This window comes from Amycolatopsis japonica, from assembly GCF_000732925.1.
Lineage (GTDB): Bacteria > Actinomycetota > Actinomycetes > Mycobacteriales > Pseudonocardiaceae > Amycolatopsis > Amycolatopsis japonica.
This window is the reverse complement of record NZ_CP008953.1, coordinates 7260271-7284275: the sequence shown is the minus strand read 5'-3', so window position 1 is coordinate 7284275 and position 24005 is coordinate 7260271. Positions and strand designations below refer to the sequence as shown.

At 69.2% G+C, this 24005-nt stretch carries 23 protein-coding genes; 15 read left to right on the top strand and 8 right to left on the bottom strand.

Going from position 1 to position 24005, the window contains the following annotated elements:
* Positions 1-255 precede the first annotated feature (255 nt).
* The 11 genes from AJAP_RS33420 to AJAP_RS33370 all read left to right on the top strand — a co-directional run bounded on the left by AJAP_RS33420 (position 256) and on the right by AJAP_RS33370 (position 14938).
* Positions 256-2025, top strand: a complete 1770-nt coding sequence (locus AJAP_RS33420; protein ID WP_321167135.1) for a DUF2207 domain-containing protein — start codon at positions 256-258, stop codon at positions 2023-2025.
* Between the two features lie 31 nt (positions 2026-2056).
* Positions 2057-3646 carry a DUF2207 family protein gene (locus AJAP_RS33415; protein WP_038518927.1) on the top strand — a complete coding sequence of 530 codons (1590 nt, stop codon included), beginning with the start codon at positions 2057-2059 and terminating at the stop codon, positions 3644-3646.
* Positions 3647-3667: 21 nt separating this feature from the next.
* Positions 3668-4987, top strand: a complete 1320-nt coding sequence (locus tag AJAP_RS33410; RefSeq protein ID WP_038518925.1) for a M16 family metallopeptidase — start codon at positions 3668-3670, stop codon at positions 4985-4987.
* Positions 4984-6360 (top strand): M16 family metallopeptidase, encoded by a 1377-nt coding sequence (locus AJAP_RS33405; RefSeq protein WP_038518922.1) that lies wholly within the window; start codon positions 4984-4986, stop codon positions 6358-6360. The genes AJAP_RS33410 and AJAP_RS33405 overlap by 4 nt, the downstream gene beginning before the upstream one ends.
* A complete protein-coding gene (nudC, locus tag AJAP_RS33400) occupies positions 6360-7373 on the top strand; it encodes an NAD(+) diphosphatase (RefSeq protein WP_038518918.1) in 1014 nt (337 codons plus the stop codon). The genes AJAP_RS33405 and nudC overlap by 1 nt, the downstream gene beginning before the upstream one ends.
* 786 nt (positions 7374-8159) lie before the next feature.
* Positions 8160-9410, top strand: a complete 1251-nt coding sequence (locus AJAP_RS33395; RefSeq protein WP_038518915.1) for an ROK family transcriptional regulator — start codon at positions 8160-8162, stop codon at positions 9408-9410.
* Between the two features lie 10 nt (positions 9411-9420).
* Positions 9421-10803, top strand: coding sequence for an extracellular solute-binding protein (locus AJAP_RS33390; protein WP_037332011.1), 1383 nt, complete (start codon positions 9421-9423; stop codon positions 10801-10803).
* A 4-nt stretch (positions 10804-10807) separates the two neighbouring features.
* The gene (locus AJAP_RS33385) at positions 10808-11797 is read left to right on the top strand and encodes a carbohydrate ABC transporter permease (protein WP_038518913.1); all 990 of its coding nucleotides are present in this window, start codon (positions 10808-10810) and stop codon (positions 11795-11797) included.
* Positions 11794-12687 (top strand): carbohydrate ABC transporter permease, encoded by an 894-nt coding sequence (locus tag AJAP_RS33380; protein WP_038518910.1) that lies wholly within the window; start codon positions 11794-11796, stop codon positions 12685-12687. The genes AJAP_RS33385 and AJAP_RS33380 overlap by 4 nt, the downstream gene beginning before the upstream one ends.
* Positions 12684-13949 (top strand): 6-phospho-beta-glucosidase, encoded by a 1266-nt coding sequence (locus tag AJAP_RS33375; RefSeq protein WP_038518907.1) that lies wholly within the window; start codon positions 12684-12686, stop codon positions 13947-13949. Before AJAP_RS33380 ends, AJAP_RS33375 begins: the two co-directional genes overlap by 4 nt.
* Positions 13934-14938 (top strand): N-acetylglucosamine kinase, encoded by a 1005-nt coding sequence (locus AJAP_RS33370; protein ID WP_038518904.1) that lies wholly within the window; start codon positions 13934-13936, stop codon positions 14936-14938. Before AJAP_RS33375 ends, AJAP_RS33370 begins: the two co-directional genes overlap by 16 nt.
* A gap of 58 nt (positions 14939-14996) precedes the next feature.
* Here AJAP_RS33370 and AJAP_RS33365 read toward each other — a convergent pair whose 3' ends face one another.
* The 4 genes from AJAP_RS33365 to AJAP_RS33350 are packed head-to-tail and all read right to left on the bottom strand — an operon-like array spanning position 14997 to position 17731.
* Complete coding sequence (locus AJAP_RS33365) at positions 14997-15506, bottom strand: SRPBCC family protein (RefSeq protein WP_038518901.1); 510 nt, start codon at positions 15504-15506, stop codon at positions 14997-14999.
* On the bottom strand, positions 15503-15829 hold the full coding sequence (locus tag AJAP_RS33360; protein WP_016331552.1) for an ArsR/SmtB family transcription factor: 327 nt from the start codon (positions 15827-15829) through the stop codon (positions 15503-15505). The genes AJAP_RS33365 and AJAP_RS33360 overlap by 4 nt, the downstream gene beginning before the upstream one ends.
* A gap of 43 nt (positions 15830-15872) precedes the next feature.
* The gene (locus AJAP_RS33355) at positions 15873-17240 is read right to left on the bottom strand and encodes a GntT/GntP/DsdX family permease (protein ID WP_037332001.1); all 1368 of its coding nucleotides are present in this window, start codon (positions 17238-17240) and stop codon (positions 15873-15875) included.
* Positions 17240-17731: a gluconokinase gene (locus tag AJAP_RS33350; protein WP_038518897.1), complete on the bottom strand. Its 492-nt coding sequence runs from the start codon at positions 17729-17731 to the stop codon at positions 17240-17242. The genes AJAP_RS33355 and AJAP_RS33350 overlap by 1 nt, the downstream gene beginning before the upstream one ends.
* Before the next feature lie 103 nt (positions 17732-17834).
* On the opposite strand from AJAP_RS33350, the gene AJAP_RS33345 reads away from it, so the two are divergent.
* A complete protein-coding gene (locus AJAP_RS33345) occupies positions 17835-18530 on the top strand; it encodes a FadR/GntR family transcriptional regulator (protein WP_016331555.1) in 696 nt (231 codons plus the stop codon).
* 38 nt (positions 18531-18568) lie between these two features.
* On the top strand, positions 18569-19522 hold the full coding sequence (locus AJAP_RS33340; RefSeq protein WP_174492061.1) for a cobalamin biosynthesis protein CobD/CbiB: 954 nt from the start codon (positions 18569-18571) through the stop codon (positions 19520-19522).
* A gap of 544 nt (positions 19523-20066) precedes the next feature.
* Here AJAP_RS33340 and AJAP_RS33335 read toward each other — a convergent pair.
* From AJAP_RS33335 to AJAP_RS33325, 3 genes are read right to left on the bottom strand one after another with little or no spacing between them, the layout of a single operon-like run.
* Complete coding sequence (locus AJAP_RS33335) at positions 20067-20687, bottom strand: FMN-binding negative transcriptional regulator (RefSeq protein WP_038524369.1); 621 nt, start codon at positions 20685-20687, stop codon at positions 20067-20069.
* Between the two features lie 54 nt (positions 20688-20741).
* Positions 20742-21563, bottom strand: a complete 822-nt coding sequence (locus tag AJAP_RS33330; RefSeq protein WP_038518895.1) for an SURF1 family cytochrome oxidase biogenesis protein — start codon at positions 21561-21563, stop codon at positions 20742-20744.
* Between the two features lie 23 nt (positions 21564-21586).
* Positions 21587-22048: a low molecular weight protein-tyrosine-phosphatase gene (locus AJAP_RS33325; protein ID WP_037331995.1), complete on the bottom strand. Its 462-nt coding sequence runs from the start codon at positions 22046-22048 to the stop codon at positions 21587-21589.
* A gap of 130 nt (positions 22049-22178) precedes the next feature.
* On the opposite strand from AJAP_RS33325, the gene AJAP_RS33320 reads away from it, so the two are divergent.
* The gene (locus AJAP_RS33320) at positions 22179-22499 is read left to right on the top strand and encodes a hypothetical protein (protein ID WP_038518892.1); all 321 of its coding nucleotides are present in this window, start codon (positions 22179-22181) and stop codon (positions 22497-22499) included.
* A gap of 97 nt (positions 22500-22596) precedes the next feature.
* On the opposite strand, the gene AJAP_RS33315 is transcribed toward AJAP_RS33320, so the two are convergent.
* Positions 22597-23151, bottom strand: coding sequence for a chorismate mutase (locus AJAP_RS33315; RefSeq protein ID WP_038518890.1), 555 nt, complete (start codon positions 23149-23151; stop codon positions 22597-22599).
* 31 nt (positions 23152-23182) lie between these two features.
* On the opposite strand from AJAP_RS33315, the gene AJAP_RS33310 reads away from it, so the two are divergent.
* Positions 23183-24004, top strand: a complete 822-nt coding sequence (locus AJAP_RS33310; protein ID WP_038518888.1) for a Nif3-like dinuclear metal center hexameric protein — start codon at positions 23183-23185, stop codon at positions 24002-24004.
* Position 24005 lies beyond the last annotated feature (1 nt).

Here is a 24005-nt window from a genome sequence, read left to right as displayed (position 1 = left end):
GCGCGGTGGAAGCGGACGCGCTCCCGGCGGCGGGAGTGGACGCCCGCCCTGTGGCGGGAGCGGTCGGCCGCCCTGCGGCGGCCGGGGTGGCTGCCGTGGCGGTGGCGGAGTCGGCCGGCGCCGCGGATCAGGCGGGCCGGGCGGCTGCTGGTTCATCGAGTGGATCCCCCATGCGTTCGGCAACGCCGTTCGCCCAGGTGGCGGATTCGGCGTTTCGGCGGTCAGCATAGATCGGCTGCCCTAGAGTGTGTGGCTGTGTTGACGAAATGGGGGACGGCGGTCGTGGCCGTCGCGGCGAGCTCGGCCTTGATGGCCCCGCCGTCGGATACGAACGTTCCGGAGGCGCCCGGAGCGGGCCCTTCGCTGACCAACGCGCCACAGCTGCCGAAGCCGCCGCCGCTGGGCGCGCGCGGCCAGCTCGGCCTGCTCCAGCCGCCGAGCGGGGCGTCCGCGAACGTCGCGGTGAAGGTGGAACGCGACGGTTCGCTGTCGATCACCGAGCAGGTGACCGTCCCGGGTGGACAGCACCTCGTGCGCCGGATCCCGTTGAAGGTTCCCGCGGGTGAAGAGCAGGACCGCGTGTACGCGATCCGTGACGTCTCGGTCGAGGGCACGGGCAAGACGGAGACGAACGGCGAACAGCTGGTCGCCACCTTCGATGGCGGCGCGGCCACCCTCAAGTACAAAGTGGACGGTGCGGTCGCGGACGTCAACGGCGCGCAGCAGGTGCGCTGGCAGGTCGCGAGCGGCTGGGACGGCGAACTGTCCCGGGTGTCGGCCTCATTCAGCGCGCCGACGCGCGAAACGCCCACAGTGGACTGTTTCGCCGGGTCGCTCGGTTCGGACCGGCAGTGTTCGCTCGCGGAGACCGACCACAGTGGCGTCGTCCGCATCGAGCAGGACAAGCTCGCGCCGGGCGAACGGGTCGACCTCGCCGTCCAGCTCCCGGCGGGCACGGTGCCCGCGAACGCGCGCTTCGAGCAGATCGCCTCGGTCGGCGGCGCCTTCGCCCTCACCACCCTCGCCGGTATCGGATTCGGGGCGCTGGCTCTGTTCCTGATCCTCGGCGCGCTCGCCGTCTGGCTGCTGCGCCGCCGTGACCGGGGCGCGCTCGCCGCGGGCACCGGCCCGGTCGACGTCCTCATGCGGGAGGGCGATCGGGTCTCCTTCGCCTCGCCCGACGGTGTCCTGCCCGGACAGGTCGGGACGGTCGTCGACGAGACGGTCGACGTCGTGGACGTCAGCGGAACGGTGGTCGATCTCGCGGTCCGCAACTACCTGTGGATCGCCGAGGTCCGCGGCGCAGGGACGGTCGATTGGCAGATCGCGCGCCGCAACGCGCCGGACGAGCACCTCGCCGCCTTCGAGCGCGAGATCTACACCGCGCTCCTGCCCGAGGGCACCGATTCCGTGCTGCTGTCGGAACTCCGCGGTCGCGGAGCCGTCGATCTCCGCGTGGCGGGCGAGGCGATGTACGCCGACGTCGTGCGCAAGGGCTGGTTCTCCCGGCGCCCGGACAAGGGCAAGAGCAAACTGACTTGGGCGGGTATCGGGCTGATCGCGCTCGGACTCGTGGCCACCGTCGTCCTGACCTTCACGGCCGGCCACGCGCTGCTCGGCGTCGCGGTCGCGCTCGCCGGGGTCGCGACGTTGCTGGGCGCCGCGTGGGTGCCGCCGAGGACCACGCGCGGCAGGCGCCTGGTCGGCCAGGTGCGCGGGCTGCTCGAATATCTGCACACCGTCAAGGTCGCCGACATCCCGTTGGGGGACCGGGAAATGGTGTTCTCCCGGTCGCTGCCGTACGCCATCGTGCTCGGCGACACCGAGCACTGGCTCCGGACGTTCGAGGGGCTCGACCCGTCGGCGGACGGTTCGGCCGGGCTGTACTGGTTCGGCGGGCTCGAGGGCGATCGGGATCTGCGCCGGTTCGCCGCGCATCTGCCGTCGTTCCTGTCCGCTTTGGACGGTTTGCTCGCCGAGTCCGGGCATTTGCGCTCGCTGCGCCCGGAGCCGGTCCCCGCCTGACGTGAAGTACCGCATTCAGAGGACTAAATGCGTGCTGTTGCCGGTGCTTCTCCTGCTGGTGCTGGGTGCGGCACCGGCGGGAGCGCAGAGCGAACCGCAACTGCCAGCACTGCCGAACAGCGCGGAGATCTCGCTCAAGGTGGAACGCGACGGCGCGCTCACGGTCGTCGAGGCGGTGTCCGTGCCGAGCGAGGCGACGATGACCCGCCGGATCCCGCTCCGCACGGCCGCCCCGCGCGACCGCGACCGGATCATCGGCATCCGGGACGTCGTCATCGAGGGGGCGGGCAACGCCGAGCTGACCGATGACGAGCTCACCGTCAAGCTCAAGGGCGGCACCTCGATCGTCCGGTACACAGTGGACGGTGCGGTCGCCGAAGCCGACGGCCTGACCCGCGTGAGCTGGCAGCTCGCGGGCGGCTGGGACGCCCGGCTCGAACTCGTGCGGGCGAGCTTCGCCGCGCCGGCCATCCCGAACGCGGTCTCCTGTTACGTCGGGCCCGAGGGGTCGCGCGCGCACTGCGCGACCGCCCAGATCGCGCATTCCGGGCTGACCCGGTTCAGCCAGCAGAACCTCGCGCCGGGGCAGCGGATGGAGATCTCCGTCGAACTGCCCGGCGGCACCGTCCCGGCGAACGCGCGGCTGGAGCCGTCGAAGACCTTCGCCGGGGCGTTCGTGCTCACCGCCCCGGTCGGCTGGGCGTGGGGTGGCTTCGCCCTCGTGCTGATCGCGGCCGCCGTCGGCCTTGCCCTCCTGCGGAGGCGGGACAGGCACCCGGGCGACGCGCTCCCGGTCCGCTTGCTCACCGGGAAGGCGTTCTCGTCACCCGACGGTGTGCTTCCCGGACAGGTCGGGACCGTCCTCTCGGGCCGCGCCGACGCCGTCGACCTGGCCGCGACGGTCGTCGACCTCGCGGTCCGGAACTACTTCTGGGTGAGTGAGGAGCCCGGCGAGCTGACCGGCTGGCGGCTCGTCCGCCGCAATCCGCCGGACGAGCAGCTGACCGACTACGAACGCGCCGTGTTCGACCTCCTCCTGCCCGGCGAAAGCGAGTCGGTACTGCTGTCGGAGATCCAGGCCGCGCGGATCGGCGTCGAATCGGTGCGGGAGAAGCTGGACGACAGCGTTGTCGAGCGCCGCTGGTATTCGCGTCTGCCGGGCAGGCTGACGCGCGTCGGCCTGCGGATCTGCCTTTACGGCCTGTTCCTCACCGTCCTGCTGGCCCTGACCGTCGGCTACGCGCAGCTCGGGCTGATCGTCATCGCCGCGGGCGCGGTACTCGCCGTCGCCGCCCGATGGCTGCCGGTGCGCACCGGCGCCGGAGTGCTGCTGCACCGGCGGCTCCTCGGCGTCCGTGAGGCGCTACTGGCGACCAAGGCGACGGACGTCCCGAAGCTCGAACGCGAGGTGCTCCTTTCCCGGGCGCTGCCGTACGCGCTCGCTCTCGGCGAACAAGAACGGTGGGTCGCCGGATTCGCCGAACTGAAGGGTCCGCCCAAGATCTACTGGTACGGCAAGGAAGACGACGGAGAGGTCCCGATCGCGCGGGTGAGCGACTTCACCGCCGCACTGGTGGGAACCTTCGCCGCGACCCGCCAGGGTCGTCGCCTGGAGGCCTGAGTAGCCCGTAGGGTGGTGCGCATGGCCGATCCCGAGCTTGTCCGATTCACCCTCGACAACGGTCTGCGCGTGGTGCTCGCGCCCGACACGACCGCTCCGGTGGTGGGTGTCAGCGTCCACTACGACGTGGGCTTCCGTTCCGAGCCCGAAGGGCGCACCGGTTTCGCGCACCTCTTCGAGCATTTGATGTTCCAGGGGAGCGAGAGCCTGGAGAAGCTCGCGCACTTCCGGTACGTCCAGTCGAGTGGTGGCAGTTTCAACGGCTCCACCCATCCGGACTACACGGACTACTTCGAGGTACTCCCCGCCGCGGCTCTCGAGCGCGCCCTGTTCCTCGAAGCGGACAGGATGCGGGCGCCGAAGCTGACGCAGGAGAACCTGGCCAACCAGATCGACGTGGTCAAGGAGGAGATCCGCCTCAACGTGCTGAACCGGCCGTACGGCGGGTTCCCGTGGATCCTGCTCCCGCCGGTGCTGTACTCCACGTTCCCCAACGCGCACAACGGTTACGGCGGTTTCGAGGATCTCGAACAGGCCACCTTGGACGACTGCGCGGCCTTCTTCGACACCTACTACTCGCCCGCGAACGCGGTGTTGACCGTCGCCGGTGACTTCACCGTCGAGGAGGCCCGCGAGCTGATCGAGAAGCACTTCGGCGACGTTCCGCACCGGCCCGCGCCGCAGCGTCCGTCGTTCGCCGAGCCCGCCCCCGAGGGCGAGCTGCGCGGCGAGCACGTCGACCCGCACGCCCCGCTGCCCGCGGTCGGCGTCGGCTACCGCATGCCGGACCCGATCAACGACCTCGACGGCTACCTGGCGAACCTCGTGCTCGCCGGCGTGCTGACCGATGGCGACGGCTCCCGGCTGCAGCAGCGGCTGGTGCACCGTGAGCCGCTGGTCGTCGACATCGGCGCGGGCGCCGGGCTCTTCGGCCCGTTCGAGGCGCGCGACCCGGACACGTTCACCATCACCGCGATCCACCCGCACGAGGTGAGCACCGACCAGGTCCTCGCCGCGCTGGACGAGGAACTGGAGAAGCTGGCGGCCACGCCGCCGGAGGACCAGGAACTCAAGAAGGTCACCGCGCGCTGGGCCGCGAGCCTGCACTCCGAGCACGACAAGCTGGTGTCCCGCACGCTGGCGCTCGGCTCGTTCGAGCTGCTCTACGGCGACGCGTCGCTGGTGTACCGGCTCGCCGAGAAGATGTCGGCGGTCACCGCGGAAGCCGTTTCGGCGGCGGCGAAGGCGCTGCGGCCGGACTCGCGGGCCGTCCTCGTCGTCCGCCCCGGCAGTGCTGATTCCGAGCAGGCTGATTCCGAGCAGGAAGGTTCCGAGCAGTGAGCGCACCGCACCGCACCGCCGAGGAGATCGGCCGCACGGCCGCCGGGCCGCGTCCGGTCCCGTCGCTGGGGACGCAGCGCGCCGCCGCGGATCTGTCCCATGTGGACACCACGCTGAGCAACGGCCTGCGGGTGCTCGCCGTCCGCAAGCCCACCGTGCCGCTGGTCGAGCTGCGCGTCTGGATCCCGTTCGCCGGTGAGGACAAGCTGCACCCGGCCACCGCCGAGGTGCTGGCCGAAACCCTGCTGACCGGCACCGCCCGTCGCGACCGCATCGAGATCGACGCGGATCTGGCGTTGATCGGCGGCGACCTCGCGTCCGGCGTCGACCCGGAGCGCCTGGTCGTCACCGGCACCTCGCTGGCCGACGGCCTCCCGACGATGCTCGACGTCCTCGCCGACGCGCTCACCGGCGCGTCGTACGCGGACGCCGAGGTCGAGCGGGAACGCGAGCGGCTCATCGAGCGGATCGCCGTGTCCCGCACGCAGCCGAGGACGATCGCCCGTGAGGCGCTGCAGAAGCACCGCTACGGCGACCACCCCGCCGTGCGCGAGGTCCCGCAGGCCGAAGACGTGGCCGTGGTGACGCCCGAGCAGGTTCGCGCGTTGCACCGGGCTTCGGTGCTGCCGCGGGGATCCGTGCTGGTGATCGTCGGCGACATCGACCCCGAGACCGTCATCGGCGACCTGGAGAAGGCGTTCGGCGGCTGGGCTTCGGACCGTTCCGCCGTCCGCCTGCCCCCGCTGCCCGACCTCGTCGGCGGCAATGTCCTGCTGGTGCCGCGGGCCGGTGCCGTGCAGTCGCAGATCCGGCTGTCCGCGCAGACCGTGTCGCGCACGGACCCGCGGTACCCGGCGCTGCAGCTGGCGAACCTCGTCTACGGCGGGTACTTCTCCTCGCGGCTGGTCGAGAACATCCGTGAGGACAAGGGTTACACCTACAGCGCGCACTCCGGATTCGAGTTCACCGACAAGACCGCCGTGGTGAACGTCGACGCGGACACCGCGACCGACGCGACCGCCGCCGCGCTCATGGAGACGCGATACGAGCTGGCCAGGCTGGGTCTCGTGCCGCCGACCGCCGAAGAGGTCGAGTCGGTGCGCCAGTACGCGATCGGTTCGCTGGTGACGGCCGCGTCGTCGCAAGGCGGCCTGGCCGCGCAGCTGTCCGCGCTCGCCGCGACGGGGCTGGGTGTCGAATGGCTCGCCGGGCACCCGGAGCGCCTCGCCGCGGTCACCGCCGAAGACGTCGCGAACGCCGCCCTGGAGTTCTTCGCGCCCAAGCGGTTCACCGGGGTCGTCGTCGGCGACGCCGATGTCCTCGCGCCGAAGCTGACGGCGCTGGGCGACGTGACCGTCGGGGAGCCCGCCTGATGGAGACGCCGTTCGGGTTAGGGGCGCTCCCGACGCTTTCGCGCTCCACGGCGGACCGTCAGGAATCCTTGCGCACCAACCCGGACAGGCTCGCCGAGCGCTGGCCGAACGCCCGGGTCGTGCTGCTCGACGAGCACGCGCGCACCCCGGTGGTGGAGGGTTCCGGCAGCCTCGCGACCCGCAAGTCGCAGGAGTTCGGCACCGAGCCGCCCGCCGAGGCGGTCTTCCTGGGGGAGTGGCAGGGCACCGACTACTGGTCGATGCCCGGCCGCCCCGCCGGCGAGACCGAGACCGTCGAAATGGCGGGCAGCTGGGGCGTCGTGGAACAGGTCGCCCGGCACGAAGGCGAGATCTGGGTCGACCTGCGCGGCTACGGCGACCTGCTCGACGACACGTCTGCCGGGCTGTTCACCACCGCGCAGGCGCTGCAGGCCTGGCGGCGGCAGGCGAAGTTCTGCACGCGCTGCGGAAGCCCGACCGAGCTGGTCCAGCTGGGCTGGGCGAGCAAATGCACCGGCTGCGGCCGGGAGGAGTACCCGCGCACCGACCCGGCCGTGATCTGCCTCGTGCACGACGACGCCGGCGTCAACGGCGAGCACGTCCTGCTGGCCCGGCAGCCGATCTGGCCGCCGGACCGGTATTCGATCCTCGCCGGTTTCGTCGAGGCGGGGGAGTCGCTCGAAGGCTGTGTCGAGCGGGAGATCCGCGAAGAGGTCGGCGTCGAGGTGCGCGATGTGCGCTATCTCGGCAGCCAGCCGTGGCCGTTCCCGCGGTCGATCATGCTCGGTTTCACCGCGCGGGCGGACATCTCTTCTCAGCTGGTGCCCGCCGAGGGGGAGATCGAAGAGGCGTTCTGGGTTTCGCGCGAAGAAGTGCGGGCTGCTTTCGCGAACAGTCAGCTGCGGAACGCGGGCGCCGTGCCGACCCCGATCGCCGGCGGGACGCGGCAGCTGGTGCTGCCGGGGAACTCGTCGATCGCGCGCGTGATGCTGGCGGCCTGGGCCGGCGTCTGACCCGTTCCGTGAAGGCCTCCTTGAGGGACTCGTCTTTGCTTGTCCACTGGTGTGGGTCGCGCCTGACGGGTTCGGGGCGTTGTACATCCGTTGATGAAGGATTTGGGACAGTGAACGTCCCAAATCCTTCATCGACAACGCTCGGCCCGGTCCGGAACGGCGCCCACGCACAGGTCAGCCGTAGATCAACAATTACCGTTCCGTGAAGGCCTCCTTGAGGGACCCAGAGTCCCTCAAGGAGGCCTTCACGGACTCGATAATCGCCGCGTTCGCCTCACTCGCACCAGCAGTCACAACGGCTGCGCGTGAAGGCCCCCTTTCCTCGGCTCAGCCGAGGAAACTCGACCTTCACGCCTTTGCCGAGTACATGAAGGCCCCCTTCATTGCGCCTAGCGCCATGAAGGGGGCCTTCATGTACTCAGGCGGGTTCGACCACGAGCCGGTAGCCAGAGCCGAAGGGTTGGCGATTCGCCCTCAAGGCGGCGAAGAACACCTTGCGGCGGTTCGCCGTCCCCACCGCGTCGCCGAAGGGCCGCCCGGGAGGCCTCGAACCTCCTGAGCGGCCCTTCGTCGTCTGGCACGGACCACTCACCAGGCAGGTCCGCCCGAACAGCCACCCTCCGCACCGGTACGTATACCCGCTGTGCGGAACACGGCAAGCGTTACCTCCCCGTTTCCCGACCCCGTTGACGGCTGTGGCTCGGCTCACTACAGTCCCCGGAAACCGTCTGTAAAGTTTCCTAACGAAGTCGGGAGTGAACTCCAGTGCGAGCCGGCAGTCCGCGAATGCTGCGCGAGATCAACGATCGCGCGGCCATCGAGGTCCTCCTCAGGGAAGGGCCGCTGACGCGCTCCGAGCTCGAAGTCGCGATCGGCCTGTCCAAGCCCGCGACGGCGCAGCTGCTCACCCGCCTCGAACAGGACGACGTCGTCACCAAGGCCGGCGTCCGCGGTGGCGGCCGTGGCCCGAGGGCGCAGCTCTGGCAGGTCAACGGCGGCGTCGCCTACGTCGCGGCCGTGGACTTGACCCCGCAGACGGCCGACTTCGTCGTTTCCGACGTCACGGGCGCGGTGCTCGCCGAGTACCAGGTCCCGCTGCCGGTCCACGAGGGCGCGGACGTCGTCGGCACCTTCGGCGCAGCGCTCACCCACGTCGCGAACAGCGCCGGGCTCGCCGCCACCGATCTCCGCCACGTCGTCATCGGCGCACAGGGCGCGTTCGACCCGCGCACCGGCCTGCTCTCCTCCGCGCCGCACATCCCGGGCTGGCTCGGGTTCGACGTGCCGAGCAGGCTCAGCCGGGAGCTCGGTGTCGAGGTCACCATCGAGAACGACGTCAACCTCGTCGCGATCGTGGAGATGACGGTCGGCCAGGCCGTCGGGCTCGACGACTTCGTGATGATCTGGCTCAGCGACGGCGTCGGCGGCGCGGTGGTGGTCGGCCGCAGGCTGTTGCGCGGCGCGACCGGCGGTGGCGGCGAGATCGACTGGATGCGTGTCCCCGATCCGGTTTCCGTTGCCACGCGGAAGGAAACGGCACGCGGGGGAGATCGTTTCGGCGACCTCGTCGCGTCGCCGGCGGTCGTCGAGCTGGCCGCCGCGCACGGCTTCGAGGCCGAGACCGGCGCCGACGCGGTCGCCAAAGCCCGCAAGAGCGGCAATGAAGCCTTCCTCGACGACCTCGCCCGCCGTGTCGCGGGTGGGGCGGCCAGCCTGATCGCGGTCGTCGACCCCGAACTCGTGCTGCTTTCCGGCGACACCAGCCGGGCCGGTGGCGACGAATTCGCCGCGCTGGTCGCGAAAAGGCTGCACGAACTGGTCCTGCCCCGCACCCCCGTCGGGGTCGCTTCGGTGCAGGGCAACGCGGTCCGCGCGGGCGCGCTCCAGTCGGCGCTCGCCACCGTGCGCAGGGACGTCTTCGGCGTCAACACCCCTTCGCTCCTCGGGCCGAGACGGTCCGGGGCGGGAGAGCCGAACCCGATCGTGGCTATCCCGGATTCACGAACAGAACCACCGTCTCCCGCCCCAACCAACTAGGAGGAGGGTCATGAGTTCCACGACCCAGGTTCGGAGAAGCGGCCGCCGTTGGCGCGGCTCGATAGTGCTCGGCGCGGTCACCGTCGCCGCGCTGGTGTCCGCCTGTTCGGGCGCCGCAAGCGGCCCGAACGGCGGGTCGGGCGACGCGGCGGCCGCCCCGGCCGCGGACGCGAAGCTCACGCTGACCGTCTACAGCAAGTTCACCGACCGTGAGTACAACGTGGTCACCGCCGGGCTCAACAAGCTCAAGGCGAAGTTCCCGAACATCGAGATCAAGCACGAAGGCCAGCAGGACGACGACAAGATCACCCAGTCCATCCGCGGTGGCAACCCGCCGGACGTGGCGATCTCGTTCTTCACCGACAACCTCGGCGCGTGGTGCTCGACGGGCAGCTTCCAGGATCTCAAGCCCTACATCGATCGCGACAAGATCGACCTGAACCAGATCCCGGACGCCGTCCGCAGCTACACCGAATACCAGGGCAAGCGCTGTGCCATGCCGCTGCTCGCCGACGTCTACGGCTTCTACTACAACAAGGACATGTTCGCGGCGAAGGGCATCACGTCGCCGCCGAAGACGACCTCGGAACTGTTCGAGGCCACCAAGAAGCTCACCGAGTTCAACCCGGACGGCTCCATCAAGGTCGCCGGTTTCCTGCCGTCGATGCCGTTCTACGCCAACATGGCGCAGTACTGGGCCCCGAACTTCGGCGCCACCTACATCGGCCCCGACGGCCAGTCGCACCTCGCCGACAGCCCCGAGTGGAAGGCGATGTTCGACTTCCAGAAGCAGCTCGTGGACTTCTACGGCGGCCACGCCAAGGTCGAGCAGTTCAAGGCCGGCCTCGGCGAGGAGTACTCGGCGGACCACGGTTTCCAGCGCGGCAAGCTCGCGATGATGATCGACGGCGAGTACCGCACCGCGTTCATCAAGGACCAGGCGCCGGAGCTCAAATTCGGCACCGCGGCCCCGCCGGTGCTCGACAGCAAGCCGGACCGCTACGGCGGCGCGTTCACCACGGGCACGATCATCGCGATCCCCAAGGGTGCCAAGAACCCCGGTGCCGCTTGGGAACTGATCAAGCAGGTCACCCTCGACACCTCGACGCTGGTCGACCTGTCGAACGGCCTGAAGAACGTCCCGAGCACCAAGGCCGCGCTGACCGACCCGAAGCTCGAGGTCACGCCGGAGTTCAAGACGTTCCTCGACCTGTACAACGGCGGAAAGCTCATGCCCAACCCGTCGACGCCGATCGGTGACGCGCACCTCAAGGCCGTCAACGACTTCGCGGAGAAGTGGCAGGCGGGCAACGTCCCCGACATGATCGCGGGGCTCAAGCAGGTCGACGCTCAGATCAACGACGAGCTGGCCCAGAAACGCGCCGGCGGCTGATCGCATGACTTCGACCCTGGATCCCAGGGCGGTCGCCTCCCCTTCCGCGTCCACCCGGACGCGGAAGGGGAACGCAGCGCGCCGCCGTCGCACCGTCTTCTACTTCATCGCACCGGCGACCCTCGGGTTCCTGATCTTCTTCGGGTACCCGCTGATCGCCACGGTGTACTACTCGTTCACCCGCTACGACCTGATCAACGCGCCCGAGTTCATCGGTTTCGACAACTACATCCGCATGTTCACCAGCGAAGCGCTGGTCGGTACCGCCGCGTACAACACGTTGTGGCTGGTGATCGTGCTGACGTTCTGCCGGGTCGTGTTCTCGCTCGGCGTGGCGTCGATCATCTCGCGGCTGAAGTCGGGCGTCGGCCTGGTGCGGACGCTCTGCTACCTGCCCTCGCTGGCCCCGCCCGCCGCGGCGACCCTGGCGTTCGTGTTCCTGTTCAACCCGGAATACGGCCCGGTCAACGCGTTCCTGCGAGCGGTCGGCATCGACGGCGGCCTGTGGTTCAACGACCCGGCGATGTCGAAGCCCGCGCTGACCCTGCTGGTGATGTGGGGTTCGGGCGAGCTGATGATCATCATCCTGGCGGCGCTGCTCGACGTTCCGCAGGAACAGTACGAGGCCGCCGAACTCGACGGCGCCGGGCCGGTCCGCCGGTTCTGGCACGTCACGCTCCCGTCGATCTCGCCGGTGCTGCTGTTCGGCATCGTCAACTCGATGATCTTCGCGTTGCAGTTCTTCACGCAGGCGATCGTCGCGGGATCGGCCGCCGCGGGCGCGGCCGACGTCGCGGGCAACACGAGATTCATCGGCGCACCACAGAATTCGACGCTGACCTATCCGGTTTGGCTGTACGTCCAGGGTTTCCGGTACTTCAACATGGGTTACGCGGCGGCGATGGCGGTCCTGCTGTTCATCGTGTCGGCCGGGTTCACCTGGATCCTGGTCCGGCAGCTGCGCAAGACCCAGCATCAGGAGGAGGGCGGATGACCACACTGGCCGAGCCCCGGCACACCGCCCCGGCATCCGAACCGCCGAGGGTGCGGGTGCGGCGCCAATGGGACAAGAAGCTGTACTGGATCGCGACGCACAGCGTGGGCATCGCGATGGGCGTGATCTTCATGCTGCCCATCCTGTTCGTGTTCCTCACCGCGGTGATGTCCAGCGATCAGGCGCTCTCGTCGAACTTCTGGCCGAAGGAATGGCACTTCGAGAACTTCATCGAGGTGTTCGAAAAGGCGCCGCTGCTGCAGTATTTCGGCAACAGCATCCTGTATTCGACGCTGGCCACCGTGGGGGCGCTCGTCTCGGCGATTCCGGCGGCGTACGCGCTTTCGAAGCTGAAGTTCCGCGGGCAGAACCTGTTCTTCATGCTGACCATGGCCGCGATGATGCTGCCCCCGCAGGTCACCGTCGTCCCGTTGTACGACCTGTGGGTGCGGCTCGGGTTCACCGGGACCCTGGTTCCGCTGATCGTGCCGTACTTCTTCTTCGACGCGTTCTCGATCTTCCTGCTGCGGCAGTTCTTCCTCACCATTCCGAAGGACTACCTCGAAGCCGCGAAGATCGACGGCTGCAACGAGTTCCAGGCGATGGTCAAGGTGCTGATCCCGATGGCGAAGCCGGGGATCGCGGCCACCGCGATGTTCTGCTTCCTGTTCACCTGGAACGACTACTTCGGTCCGCTGCTCTACACCGGTGAGACCCGCGACAGCTGGCCGCTCTCGCTGGCGATCGCGTCGTTCCGCGGTATGCACCACGTGGAATGGAACCTCACCATGGCGGCCACCGCGCTGATCATGCTGCCGGTGATCGTGCTGTTCGTGTTCGCGCAGAAGTCCTTCGTCAAGGGCATCACATTCACAGGGGTCAAGGGATGAAACTGGCAGTCGTCGGTGGTGGGTCCACTTACACGCCCGAGCTGATCGACGGGATCGCCGGACGGCGGTCCACTTTGGACGTCGACGAGATCGTGCTGATCGATCCGGACGCGTACCGGGTGGAGGCGGTCGGGGACTTCAGCAACCGGTTGCTGAGCCACGCCGGGCATCCGGCGCGGGTCCGCACCACGTCGAGCCTCGAAGAGGGCGTCGACGGCGCGTCGGCGGTGCTGATCCAGCTGCGGGTCGGCGGGCAGCGCGCCCGCCGGGGGGACGAGACGTTCCCGCACGCCTGCGGCTGTGTCGGGCAGGAGACCACGGGCGCGGGCGGCCTCGCGAAGGCGCTGCGCACCGTGCCGGTGGTGCTCGACATCGCCGACCGGGTCCGCAAGATCGCCGGGGACGACACGTGGATCGTCAACTTCACCAACCCCGTCGGCATCGTCACGCGGGCGCTGCTGAACGAGGGCCACCGCGCCGTCGGCCTCTGCAACGTCGCGATCCACCTCCAGCGCACCTTCGCGCATCTGCTCGGTGCCGGGATCGACGACGTCAAACTCGTCCACACCGGACTGAACCACCTGAGCTGGGAACGGAAGGTGCTCGTCAACGGCGAGGACCGCTTGCCGGAACTGCTCGCGGAGCACGCGGAATACCTCGGCGAGCACGTCACCGCGCCCGTCGAGTGGATGCGGCGGATGAACGTCGTGCCGTCGTACTACCTGAAGTACTACTACGGGCACGACGAGCAGGTCGCGAAGCAGCGCACCGAGCGGCCGCGCGCGGACGTCGTGAGCGACGTCGAGGAGGAACTGCTCAAGGTGTACCTCGACCCGGAGGTGGTGACCAAACCGGAGCAGCTGGAAAAGCGGGGCGGTGCCTACTATTCCGAGGCCGCGGTGCAGCTCGTGCACGCGCTCACCTCAGGCGGCCCCGCCGAAGAGCACGTCGTCAACGTCCGTAACGAAGGCACATTCGACTTCCTGCCGGACGACGCCGTCATCGAGGTTCCGTCCCTTGTGGACGGAAACGGGCCGCGCCCGATCGCGCAGCCGCCCGTGGAGCAGCGGTTCGCCGGGCTCATCGCCGGGGTGACCGCGTACGAGCACCTCGCGCTGGAGGCGGCGATCAAGGGCGGCCGGGACCGGGTGGCCGACGCGTTGCTCGCGCATCCGCTGGTCGGCCAGTACACCAAGGCGGATCAGCTCGCCGACTCGCTGGTGCAGATCAACCGTGAGTTCCTGCCGTGGGCGGGGGCATGACGGCCGGCTCACAGGACGTCGTCGTCGCGATCGACGGCGGCAACAGCAAGACCGACGTCCTGATCGTCTCGCGGGACGGGCGGGTGCTCGGGCAGTCGCGAGGACCGGGTGCTTCCCCGCAGAACATCGGGGTCGACGGCAGCGTCCAAGCGCTGGAGAAGCTGGTCCTGGAAGCCCTTCGCGGGGCAGGGCTTCCCGACGAACGTCCTTTCGCGACACATACGTCGGCCTATCTCGCGGGGCTGGATTTCCCGCGGGAGGAAGAGATCCTGCACGCCGCGCTGGCGGCACGCGGCTGGAGCGACACGCTGATCGTCGGCAACGACACGCTCGCGCTGCTGCGTGCGGGCAGTTCCGACGGGACGGGCGTGGCGGTGGTGTGCGGCGCCGGGATCAACGGTGCCGGTGTCAGCGCCGACGGCCGTGAACACCGGTTTCCCGCGCTGGGCAAGATCTCCGGCGACTGGGGCGGCGGCTACCGGCTCGGCGAGGAGGCGCTGTGGTGGGCCGTCCGCGCCGAGGACGGCCGCGGTCCGGGGACGGCTCTGCAGGCCGCCGTCACCGCGCACTTCAAGGCGTCTTCGGTGCTGGATGTGGTGCAGCGCCTGCACTTCCAGGATCTGCACTCCGATTCGATCCACGGCCTGTGCCCGCTGCTGTTCGCCGTCGCGGCGGACGGCGACGAGGTGGCGCAGGACGTGGTCGACCGGTTCGTCGAAGAGGTCGCTCTGCTGGTCTCGGTCATCCTGCGGCGGCTCGAACTCACCGAGGAGGCACCCGAAGTCATTCTCGGCGGGGGAGTGCTGACCGGGGTCGGCGCGCAGGTGATCGCGGAGATCGAACGGCGGTGCCTGAAAGTGGCGCCGCGGGCGTCGATCCAGGTGGTCGATGTGGCTCCTGTGGTCGGTGCGGCGCTGTTCGCGCTGGACACGATCGGCGCTTCCGCCTCCGCGAAGGCCTCTCTGAAGGCCGCGACCAAACGGGTCTAGATCGCGCGTGAAGGCCTCCTTCCCTCGGCTCAGCCGAGGGAAGGAGGCCTTCACGCGCTCAGGAAGCGGCGGGGACGAGCGGCTCGTCCGTCTCCAGCAGCGTCTTGAGGTCCGACAGGATCCAGGCCCAGCCACCGCCGGCGTTCTCGCCCGGTCCGGCGTTGATGTCCTCCTGGGAACCGTTGACCAGGGCGGCCGTCGTCGGCGCGTCGGTGACGTCGTGGGTGACGGTCAGCCGGGTGCCCGCGGTCTTCGTCTCTTCGATCTCGTAGGTGAGCTTGGTGTACGGCTCCTTGTCGAAGGACGGGTCCATCAGGAGCTTCCAGGTGATGACCAGCTTGCGTGGCGGATCCACCTCCAGGACCTCGCCGTCGACCAAGTCGTTGGTGAAACCCGCTTCGACGTACTCGGGCGTCGGGTGGGTGGCGTGCTTGCCGCCCGGCCGCAGGTCGAAGTCGACGAGGCCGGTGTAGCCGTACTTCCGCGACCACTCGGGCTTCGTGATCGCGTCCCAGATCTTCTCCGGGGTGGCCTTGATGTACACGCGGTAAACCTGGGTGTCGGTCATGAGGGCTCCTCGGTCTCGAGTTCGGCTTTGAGGTCGAGCAACGCGGTCACGTTGCGCTCCGTGAACTTGTCGATCCACCTGTCGTGGATCTGCCGGATCGGTACCGGGTTGAGGAAGTGCTTCTTCTCCCGGCCCTCCTTGCGCGTGACGACAAGTCCGGCTTCTTCCAGCAGTTTCAAGTGCTTCATCACGCCGAACCGGCTCATGTCCACTTCGGACTCGAGTTCGGTCAGCGTGCGGCCGTCACGCGCGAACAGCTGGTCGAGCAGGAACCGGCGAGTCGGATCCGCCAGGGCCTTGAAAACCAGGTCGTCGTCGGGCACGTCGGAAGAATAGGTGACTAAAAGGTCACGTGTCAAGCCGGACCTACAACAAGGCGCCCAGCGGCAGGATCAGCGCGATCGCGACCACCGAGATCACCGTCTCCATGATCGACCAGCTCTTCAGCGTCTGCCCGACCGAAAGCCCGAAGTACTCCTTGACCAGCCAGAACCCGGCGTCGTTGACGTGGGAGAAGAACAGTGAACCGGCGCCGATCGCCAGCACCAGCAGCGCGCTGTGCGACGGATCCATGGTCGCCGCGAGCGGCGCCACGATGCCCGCGGCGGACACGGTGGCGACCGTCGCCGAACCGGTGGCGAGCCGGATCGCGACCGCGACCAGCCAGCCGAGCAGCAGCGGCGACAGGTTCGCGCCGGTGGCCAGGCTGGTGATGACGTTGCCGACCCCGGCGTCGACGAGGGTCTGCTTGAACCCGCCGCCCGCGCCGACGATGAGCAGGATGCCGGCGATCGGCGGCAGCGAATCGGCCACTGTGGACGAAAGCTTGTCCCGCGTGAAGCCCGCGGATTTGCCCAGGGTGAGCATGCCGAGCAGTACCGCGGCGAGCAGGGCCACCAGCGGGTCGCCGATGAAGTCGAGCACGCGGCGGAGGTGGTTCTCCTTCGCCAGCAGGATGTCCGCGAGCGCCTTGCCCATCATCAGCACGACCGGCAGCAGCACCGTCGACAGCGTCGCGAGGAAGCCGGGACGTCGTCCGTCCGAAGAGGACGATTCCGGGACGAGCCGCTCCGGCGCGACGGCGTCCGGGACCATCTTGGCGGCCAGCCTGCCGAACAGCGGACCGGCGATGATCACCGTCGGGATCGCGACGAGCAGGCCGAAGGCCAGGGTGAGGCCGACGTTCGCGTTCAGCGCGCCCGCGGCGGCGAGTGGGCCGGGGTGCGGCGGGACGAGACCGTGCAGCACCGAAAGCCCGGCGAGCGCGGGGATTCCCAGCATCAGCAACGGTTTCCCGGTGCGCTTGGCGACCAGCAGGATCACCGGGATCAGCATGACCAGGCCGATCTCGAAGAACATCGGCAGGCCGATCAGCGCGGCGACCAGCGCCATCGCCCACGGCAGGGCGCGGTCGCCCGAGCGGCGCAGGATGGTGTCGACGATCTGGTCGGCGCCGCCGGAGTCGGCGAGCAGTTTGCCGAGCATCGCGCCGAGCGCGATCAGCACGCCGACCGACGCGACGGTGGAGCCGACACCGGAACTGAAGCTCTTGATCAGCTTGTCGACCGGCATTCCGCCGACGAGCCCGAGCACGCCGGAGCCGAGGATGAGGGCGAGGAACGGATGCTGCTTCGCCTTGGTGATCAGGACGACGATCACGGCGATGGCGAGCACCGTCGCGCCGATGAGGCGGGTGTCGTGTCCGGTCCAGGCGGCGGCGAGGGTGGTGGTCATCAGCGGTCCTTGAAAGCGGAAAGGGCGGTTTCGACGATCTCTTCCGGCTTCTTCGCGATGTCGGCGACGAGGCCGTGCTCGTCCGGACGCAGCGGTTCGAGGTCGGCGAGCTGGGAGTCCAAAAGGGACACCGGCATGAAGTGGCCGGAGCGGGTCTTCATCCGATCGGCGAGCAGGTCGCGGTCGCCGTGGAGGTGCAGGAACCAGACTTTCCCGCCGCTGCGCAGGATGTCGCGGTAGCGATACTTGAGCGCGGAAGACGTGACGACGCCGCCGGAGCACTGATGGTCGGAGATCCAGGTGGCGATGGCTTCGAGCCAGGGTTGCCGGTCCTCGTCGTTCAGCGGGTGGCCGGAGCTCATCTTGTCGATGTTCGCCTTCGGATGGAACGTGTCCGCTTCGGCGTAGTCGACGCCGAGGCGTTCGGCGAGTGCCGTGCCCACGGTCGTCTTGCCCGAGCCGGAAACGCCCATCACCACGATGACGGTCATCCGTACCTCCCACGTCGTTGTAGCCGGGACGAGTACAGCTCAAAAGTACTACTTAAGCAACATCAAGTACTACTTAATCGAGTCAGAACGTTAGAGTCGCCTGGTGGGCAACGACAGGCATGCCGAAGTGCTCGACGCGCTCGGCTCCGCGATCGCGAACGGGGAGCTCCCGCCGGGCTCCGTACTGCGCTCGGAGGAGCTCCAAGAGCGGTTCGGCGCCTCTCGCACGGTGGCGCGCGAGGTGGTGCGAGTCCTCGAAACGATGTGCCTGACCAGCAGCAAGCGCCGGGTCGGGGTGATCGTGCGCGAGCCGAGCGAGTGGAACCATTACGACCCGAGACTGCTCCGCTGGCAACTCGACGGCTCCGAGCGGAAGACCGCGCTGCGCACCCTCACCGAACTGCGTTCCGGCGTGGAACCGTGTGCCGCCCGGTACGCCGCGCTACGGGCGACGCCGGAGGAGGGCGGCCGACTCCGGGCCTTGGCGAAGCGGCTTGAGGAGACGGCGCACCGGCGTGACCTCGACACTTTTCTGGGGCACGACGTCGCTTTCCACGATCTGCTGCTGTCCTCGTCGCGGAATCCGATGTTCGCCCAGCTTTCGGCGGTCGTCGCCGAGGTGCTCGCCGGGCGGACCGGGCACGGCCTGATGCCCGAGGAGCCGCAGCCCGAGGCCGTCGCCCTGCACGTCGAGGTCGCGGTGGCCGTCGACGCCGGTGACCCTGACCGGGCCGAACGCGCGATGCGGGACATCGTCATCCAGGCGCGTGACGAGATGGCCGTCCTTCTGGACGGATGATCTTCGAGTAATCTCTGCAGGTCTTCCAGGGATACTGCATGCAGGGGGCGATGGTGAGCGCGGCGCGCGCGATCGGCTTGGTGTTGGGGGTGGCCGCGGACGGGGCGATCGGGGACCCCCGGTCGCGGCGTCCGGTGACGGCGTTCGCCAGGGCGGCTTCGGCGGTGGACGCGAAGGTCCGGTCGAAGCATCCGGTGACCGGGGTCCTGTGGACCGGCGGCCTCGCGGGCTCCGCCGTGCTGGCGGGCGTACTCGCCGAGCGGGCGGGACGGCGCAGCCCCGTCCTGCAGGCGACCACGACCGCGGTGACGACCTGGGCCGTCCTCGGCGCCGCCGGGCTGGCCGCGCACGGCACCTCACTGGCCCGGGATCTCGAAGAAGGCGAACTCGAGACCGCTCGCGGCACACTGTCCACACTGGACCCGCGAGTCGCCGACGATCTCGGCGTCATCGGCCTCTCGCGCGCTTCGGTGGAAACCCTCGCCGAGAACACCGCGGACGTCGTCGTCGCGCCGCTGGTGTGGGGAGCGCTGGCCGGCGTTCCCGGTCTGCTCGGCTCGCGCGCGATCAGCCTGCTGCGCGGCATCGGCCGCGGACGCCCCGAGCGGTACCGGTGGCTCGTCGCCCGGCTGGATGAAATCGTCCATCTCGTGCCCACGCGGGTCGCGGCCGGCCTGACCGTGCTCGCGGCCCCGGTCGTCGGCGGCTCGGCGGGCGGCGCGTGGCGGGCGTGGCGGCGGGACACCGCCGCGCACCCGAGCCCGAACGCCGGCCGCGTCGAGGCCGCTTTCGCCGGGGCGCTGGAGATCCGCGTCGGCGGGCGGACGGTGTATCCGCACGGGGTCGAGGAACTGCCGGTGCTCGGCATCGGGCGCAACCCGGACGCCGGGCATGTGACGCGGGCCGTGGAGCTTTCGCGGGTGGTCGGGTGGCTGGGCGCTCTCAGCGCGGTGGTGCTGGCGGGTCTCGTCGGGCTGCGGCGCCGTCGCTGACCTGCGCTTTCCCGGCGGCGGGGGAGCAAGGGACCTTTGCTACCACTTGGGTCGGGGGTGTGTGGATATAGGGACGTTGAGTGTCCCTGTTTCCACACACCTCTTACTCCGCGTGGTGACTGTGTGGATTTTGTTGCGTTGGGTGACCCGAAATCCACACGGTCCTCGAGCAGGGGGAGCAGGGGACCTTTGCTACCACCAGGCCCCTGACCTGCGGAAAGAGAGCAAGGGACCTTTGCTACCGCGGAGGGTTGTGTGGATTTTGGGACGTTAGATGTCCCGAAATCCACACAGTGACCGCGGGCGGTCCTGGCTGCGCGACGGGCGGGGAGCAAGGGACCTTTGCTGCCACTTGGGTCGGGGGTGTGTGGATATAGGGACGTTGAGTGTCCCTATATCCACACACCCCTTACTTCGCGTGGTGACTGTGTGGATTTTGTTGCGTTGGGTGACCCGAAATCCACACAGTCCTCGAGCAGGGGGAGCAAGGGACCTTTGCTACCACCAGGCCACTGACCTGCAGAAAGAGAGCAAGGGACCTTTGCTACCGCTCCCGCTGAGCCAACCGCGCCCGCGCCCCTGCGTCCATCGGCCCATCGCGTCGCGCGAGCTCGGCGTCGATCCGTGACCGGTCGGCCGGCTGCTTGTTCCCGCCGAACTTGAACTTCGCCCGCACCCCGGTCACGGTCAGCTCGACCCCGCGGATGCCGGGAAGCAGCCGCTTGTCCGGCGCCTCGGTCGCGCTCACCGCCGCCCTGCCCGAACCGGGCTCGAAACGCGCGAGCTGCCGGTCCAGGAGCGCGGCCTTCTCCGCGGCGTCGTCGATCAGCCGGACGTCGCATTCGAGCTGGACCGACGAGTAGTACGACGTCGGCACACCGTGCGGCGGGTCGGCCGGGGTGTTCCAGTCGGAGCGGATGTAGGTGTGTTCGTCGATCACCGCGAGCAGCGCGCGCGGGTGTTCCTCCAGCAGCGGCCAGACCGGATTGGGGCGCGCGAGGTGCAGCAGGACCGTTCGGTCACCGTCATAGGCGAAGTGCACCGGGTTGACGATCGGCAGGTCACGGCCCACGCCGCCGGCGATCAGCTGGCCGAAATCGTGCGTCGAGAGCCAGGCCCGCCATTCGGCGTCGTCGTGGGCGGCGTCCCACGGGTGAATCAGCATGCTCGAAGCCGAACACGCGAAATGGACCTGCGAAAGGTCCATTTTCGGGTCGAATCAGGTGGCCACTTCGGAGCGTTCGTCTTCGGCCAGCATCTCCGCGACGCTTTTGCGCCGCTGCGGCCGCTCGGTGGTCAGCGCGCCGCCCGGCTTCAGCTCGCGGACGGTGAAGTACAGCCACCCCATCACCGCCATCGCGCCGAACGCGATCCACTGCAGGGCGTAGGAGAAGAACGGTCCCGCGTCGGTCTGCGGCAGTGGCAGCGCGCCTAGGACGCCGGGCTGGTTCACGTCGAGTTGGAAATAACCCGGACGGATGTCCAGCTTCGCGGCCCGCGCGACGACCTGCGAATCGACGACGTAGCTCTGCAGCTTCCCGCCGGTCGACTCGTCGGCGAAGGCGTCGCGGTTCTTCCCGTCCTTCTCGTCGTGACGTGCGCGCGTGACGATGTCGACCGTTCCGGCCGGGGGCGGGGCGAAGGGGAGCGCGCGCGATTTGTCGTCGAGCCGGACGTACCCGCGGTCCACCAGCACGATCGTGCCCTCGACGGTCCGGAACGGAGTTAGGACCTCGAAGGCCGCTTCGCCCTGTACGGAGCGCAGACGGGCCACGACCTCGCCCTCGGGCAGGTACGTGCCCTTCAACGCGACCAGGTGCCATTCGGTGCGCTGATCAGGCACGGCGCCGTTGGGGAGCAGCTCCTCCAGCGAGCGCGGCTGCCCGGAGAACGACTCCCGCAGCGCCGCGTTCTGGTGCTCGCGTTCGGTGTTGCGGGAGAACTGCCATGGCGCCAGCAGGGTGAAGCAAGTGATGGCGAAGGTGAACACCACCAACGTCAATGCCAGCCACCCGGGCTTCAGCAGGAACTTCAACCGCACCCCACCACGGTAAGCGGTCGGCCTCAGGCGTGTGCGCGCACCCAGTCGAGCAGGCCCGGAACGGCCCGCTCGATCATGCCGAGGACGTCCTCGAAACCGTCGTCCTCGCCGTAGTACGGGTCCGGGACCTCGGCGCCCTCGGGCGCGGACGGATCGAACTCGCGCAGAAGGCGGACCTTCGCCGGGTCCGACACCTTGCGCCGGAGGAACGACAGATGTCCTTCGTCCGCCGCGAGCAGCAGGTCGGCGGCCAGATGTCCGCGGTCGACCTCGGCCGCGACATGGCCGGTCGGGTAGCCGTGTTCGGCGAGCTTCGCGCGGGCCCGCTTGTCCGCGGCCTCGCCCACGTGCCAGCCGCCGGTGCCCGCGCTGGACACCTGCACGAGGTGATCGAGACCCGCCTCCTCGGCCTTCGCGCGGAAGACGAGCTCGGCCATCGGGGAACGGCAGATGTTGCCGGAACAGACGAAGACGATGTGCAGCACCTGATCAGTGTGAAGGCCGACGGAGATCGACCGCTCACCGGCTCCGAACGGCTACCGGGCGCGCGAAGCTGGAAAGCCGGGACGAAGCGGGAGTAGACCTCCTGGAGAGAAACACGCAGGAAGGTCGCGTATGAGCGCACCAACACCCAGCGTCGAGTCGCCGGCAACCGGGCTCCGCTGGTACCGCATCACCGTCAAGCTTCCGCACCCCTACGAGGTCGGGCGGATCCTGTCGGAGCACCACTTCGTCCAGGCGAGATCGCCGAAAGAGGCGATGACCAGGATGCCGTTGCACCTCCGGTCGAGCGCGTCCGTCGCGCCGTACCAGGTCGTCCGGCCCGACGTCGCCGATCAGGCGACGAAGGCCTATCGCGCGGTGCTGTGGACGGGGCGCGTGATGCGCGCGGCCGGCCGCTGGGCGATCAACAAGGACGCGAAGGCCCTGGACTGAGCCGGGGTGGTAGCAAAGGTCCCTTGCTCTCTTTCCGCAGGTCAGCGACGTCCCTGGCCCAAGTGGTAGCAAAGGTCCCTTGCTCCCCATCCGCAGGTCAGGAGCGTGAACACGCCGACCGCACGGCCTCCGAAAGCGCCCCCGAGTGCAGCCGGTCCAGCCCACGCCGCGCGTCGGCAAGCCGCACCGTGACCGCGAGCCGCGCATCGCACGACCGCCGCGCCCGCGCGTCCCGGGTCTCCGCGAGTTCGGTGAGCAGCCCCGCGTTGAGCCGGTCGATCACCGGCCGCACCTCGGTCCCCAGATCGGGTCGCCCGGGCGGCCGCGTGCCGGGGTGCTCGGTCCACCGCGCGTACAGGCCGCGCTGCACGACCTTGTTCGCCTCGATCTGGTCGCGGAAGAACCGCACCACGCTGTCGGCGTCGAGACCGAGGCCGGGCGCCTTCGCGGCCATCGAGTCGAGGATCTGCCGTTCGCGCACCGGGTCGTCGATCGGCGACGGCGTGCCGAACTTCGCGGCCGCGACCTTGTCGGCGATCTGGACGCGCTGAGCGGCCAGGTCGGTCAGTTCCCAAAGGCCTGGAGACGCCGATGCCGGCGCGGGTGACACCACGAGAAGCAGCGAAACAGCACAGAGCACCCGAAGTCGCATGCCCGGAAACGCTACATGCGAAAATCCCCGGGTGCCCGCGCTAGCCGAAGTCATCGCCGCCCTGGAGCAGGCGTATCCGCCCGAACTCGCCGAATCGTGGGACGCCGTCGGACTCGTCTGCGGCGACCCGGCCGAGCACGTGGACAAGGTCCTGTTCTGCGTCGACCCGGTCGACGAGACCGTCGACGAGGCGATCGCCGGGGGCGCGCAGCTGATCGTCGCGCACCATCCGCTGCTGCTGCGCGGAGTCCACGGCGTGCCGGCGGACAGCACGAAGGGGCGCCTCGTGCACCGCCTGATCCGGGCCGGTGTCGCCCTCTACTGCGCGCACACCAACGCCGATTCCGCGTCCCCCGGCGTCTCCGACGCGCTGGCCGACGCCATCGGCCTGACCGTCCTCGGGCCGCTCGATCCCCGCGAAGACGGCGTCACCGGCATCGGCCGCATCGGTGAATTGCCCGCGCCCGAACCGTTCTCCGCCTTCGTCGAACGCGTCGCGAACGCCTTGCCCCGCACGGAGCCCGGCGTCTACGGCGCGGGCGACCCGGATCGCCCGATCCGCCGCGTGGCCGTTTCCGGTGGCTCCGGCGACAGCTATCTCAAGCGGGCCACCGCCGCCGGGGTCGACGCGTACGTCACCGCCGATCTCCGGCATCATCCCGCCGGCGAGCACCTCGCCGACATCGCCGAAGTCCCCGCCCTGGTCGGCGTCACCCACTGGGCGAGCGAGTGGCCGTGGTGCGAGCAAGCCTCGGGCGTCGTCCGTGCCGCGTTTGCGGGTAACGTCGACGTTCACGTCTCCACGCGGTGCACCGACCCGTGGACGCTACGGGCCACCCGAACCGAGCACTAAG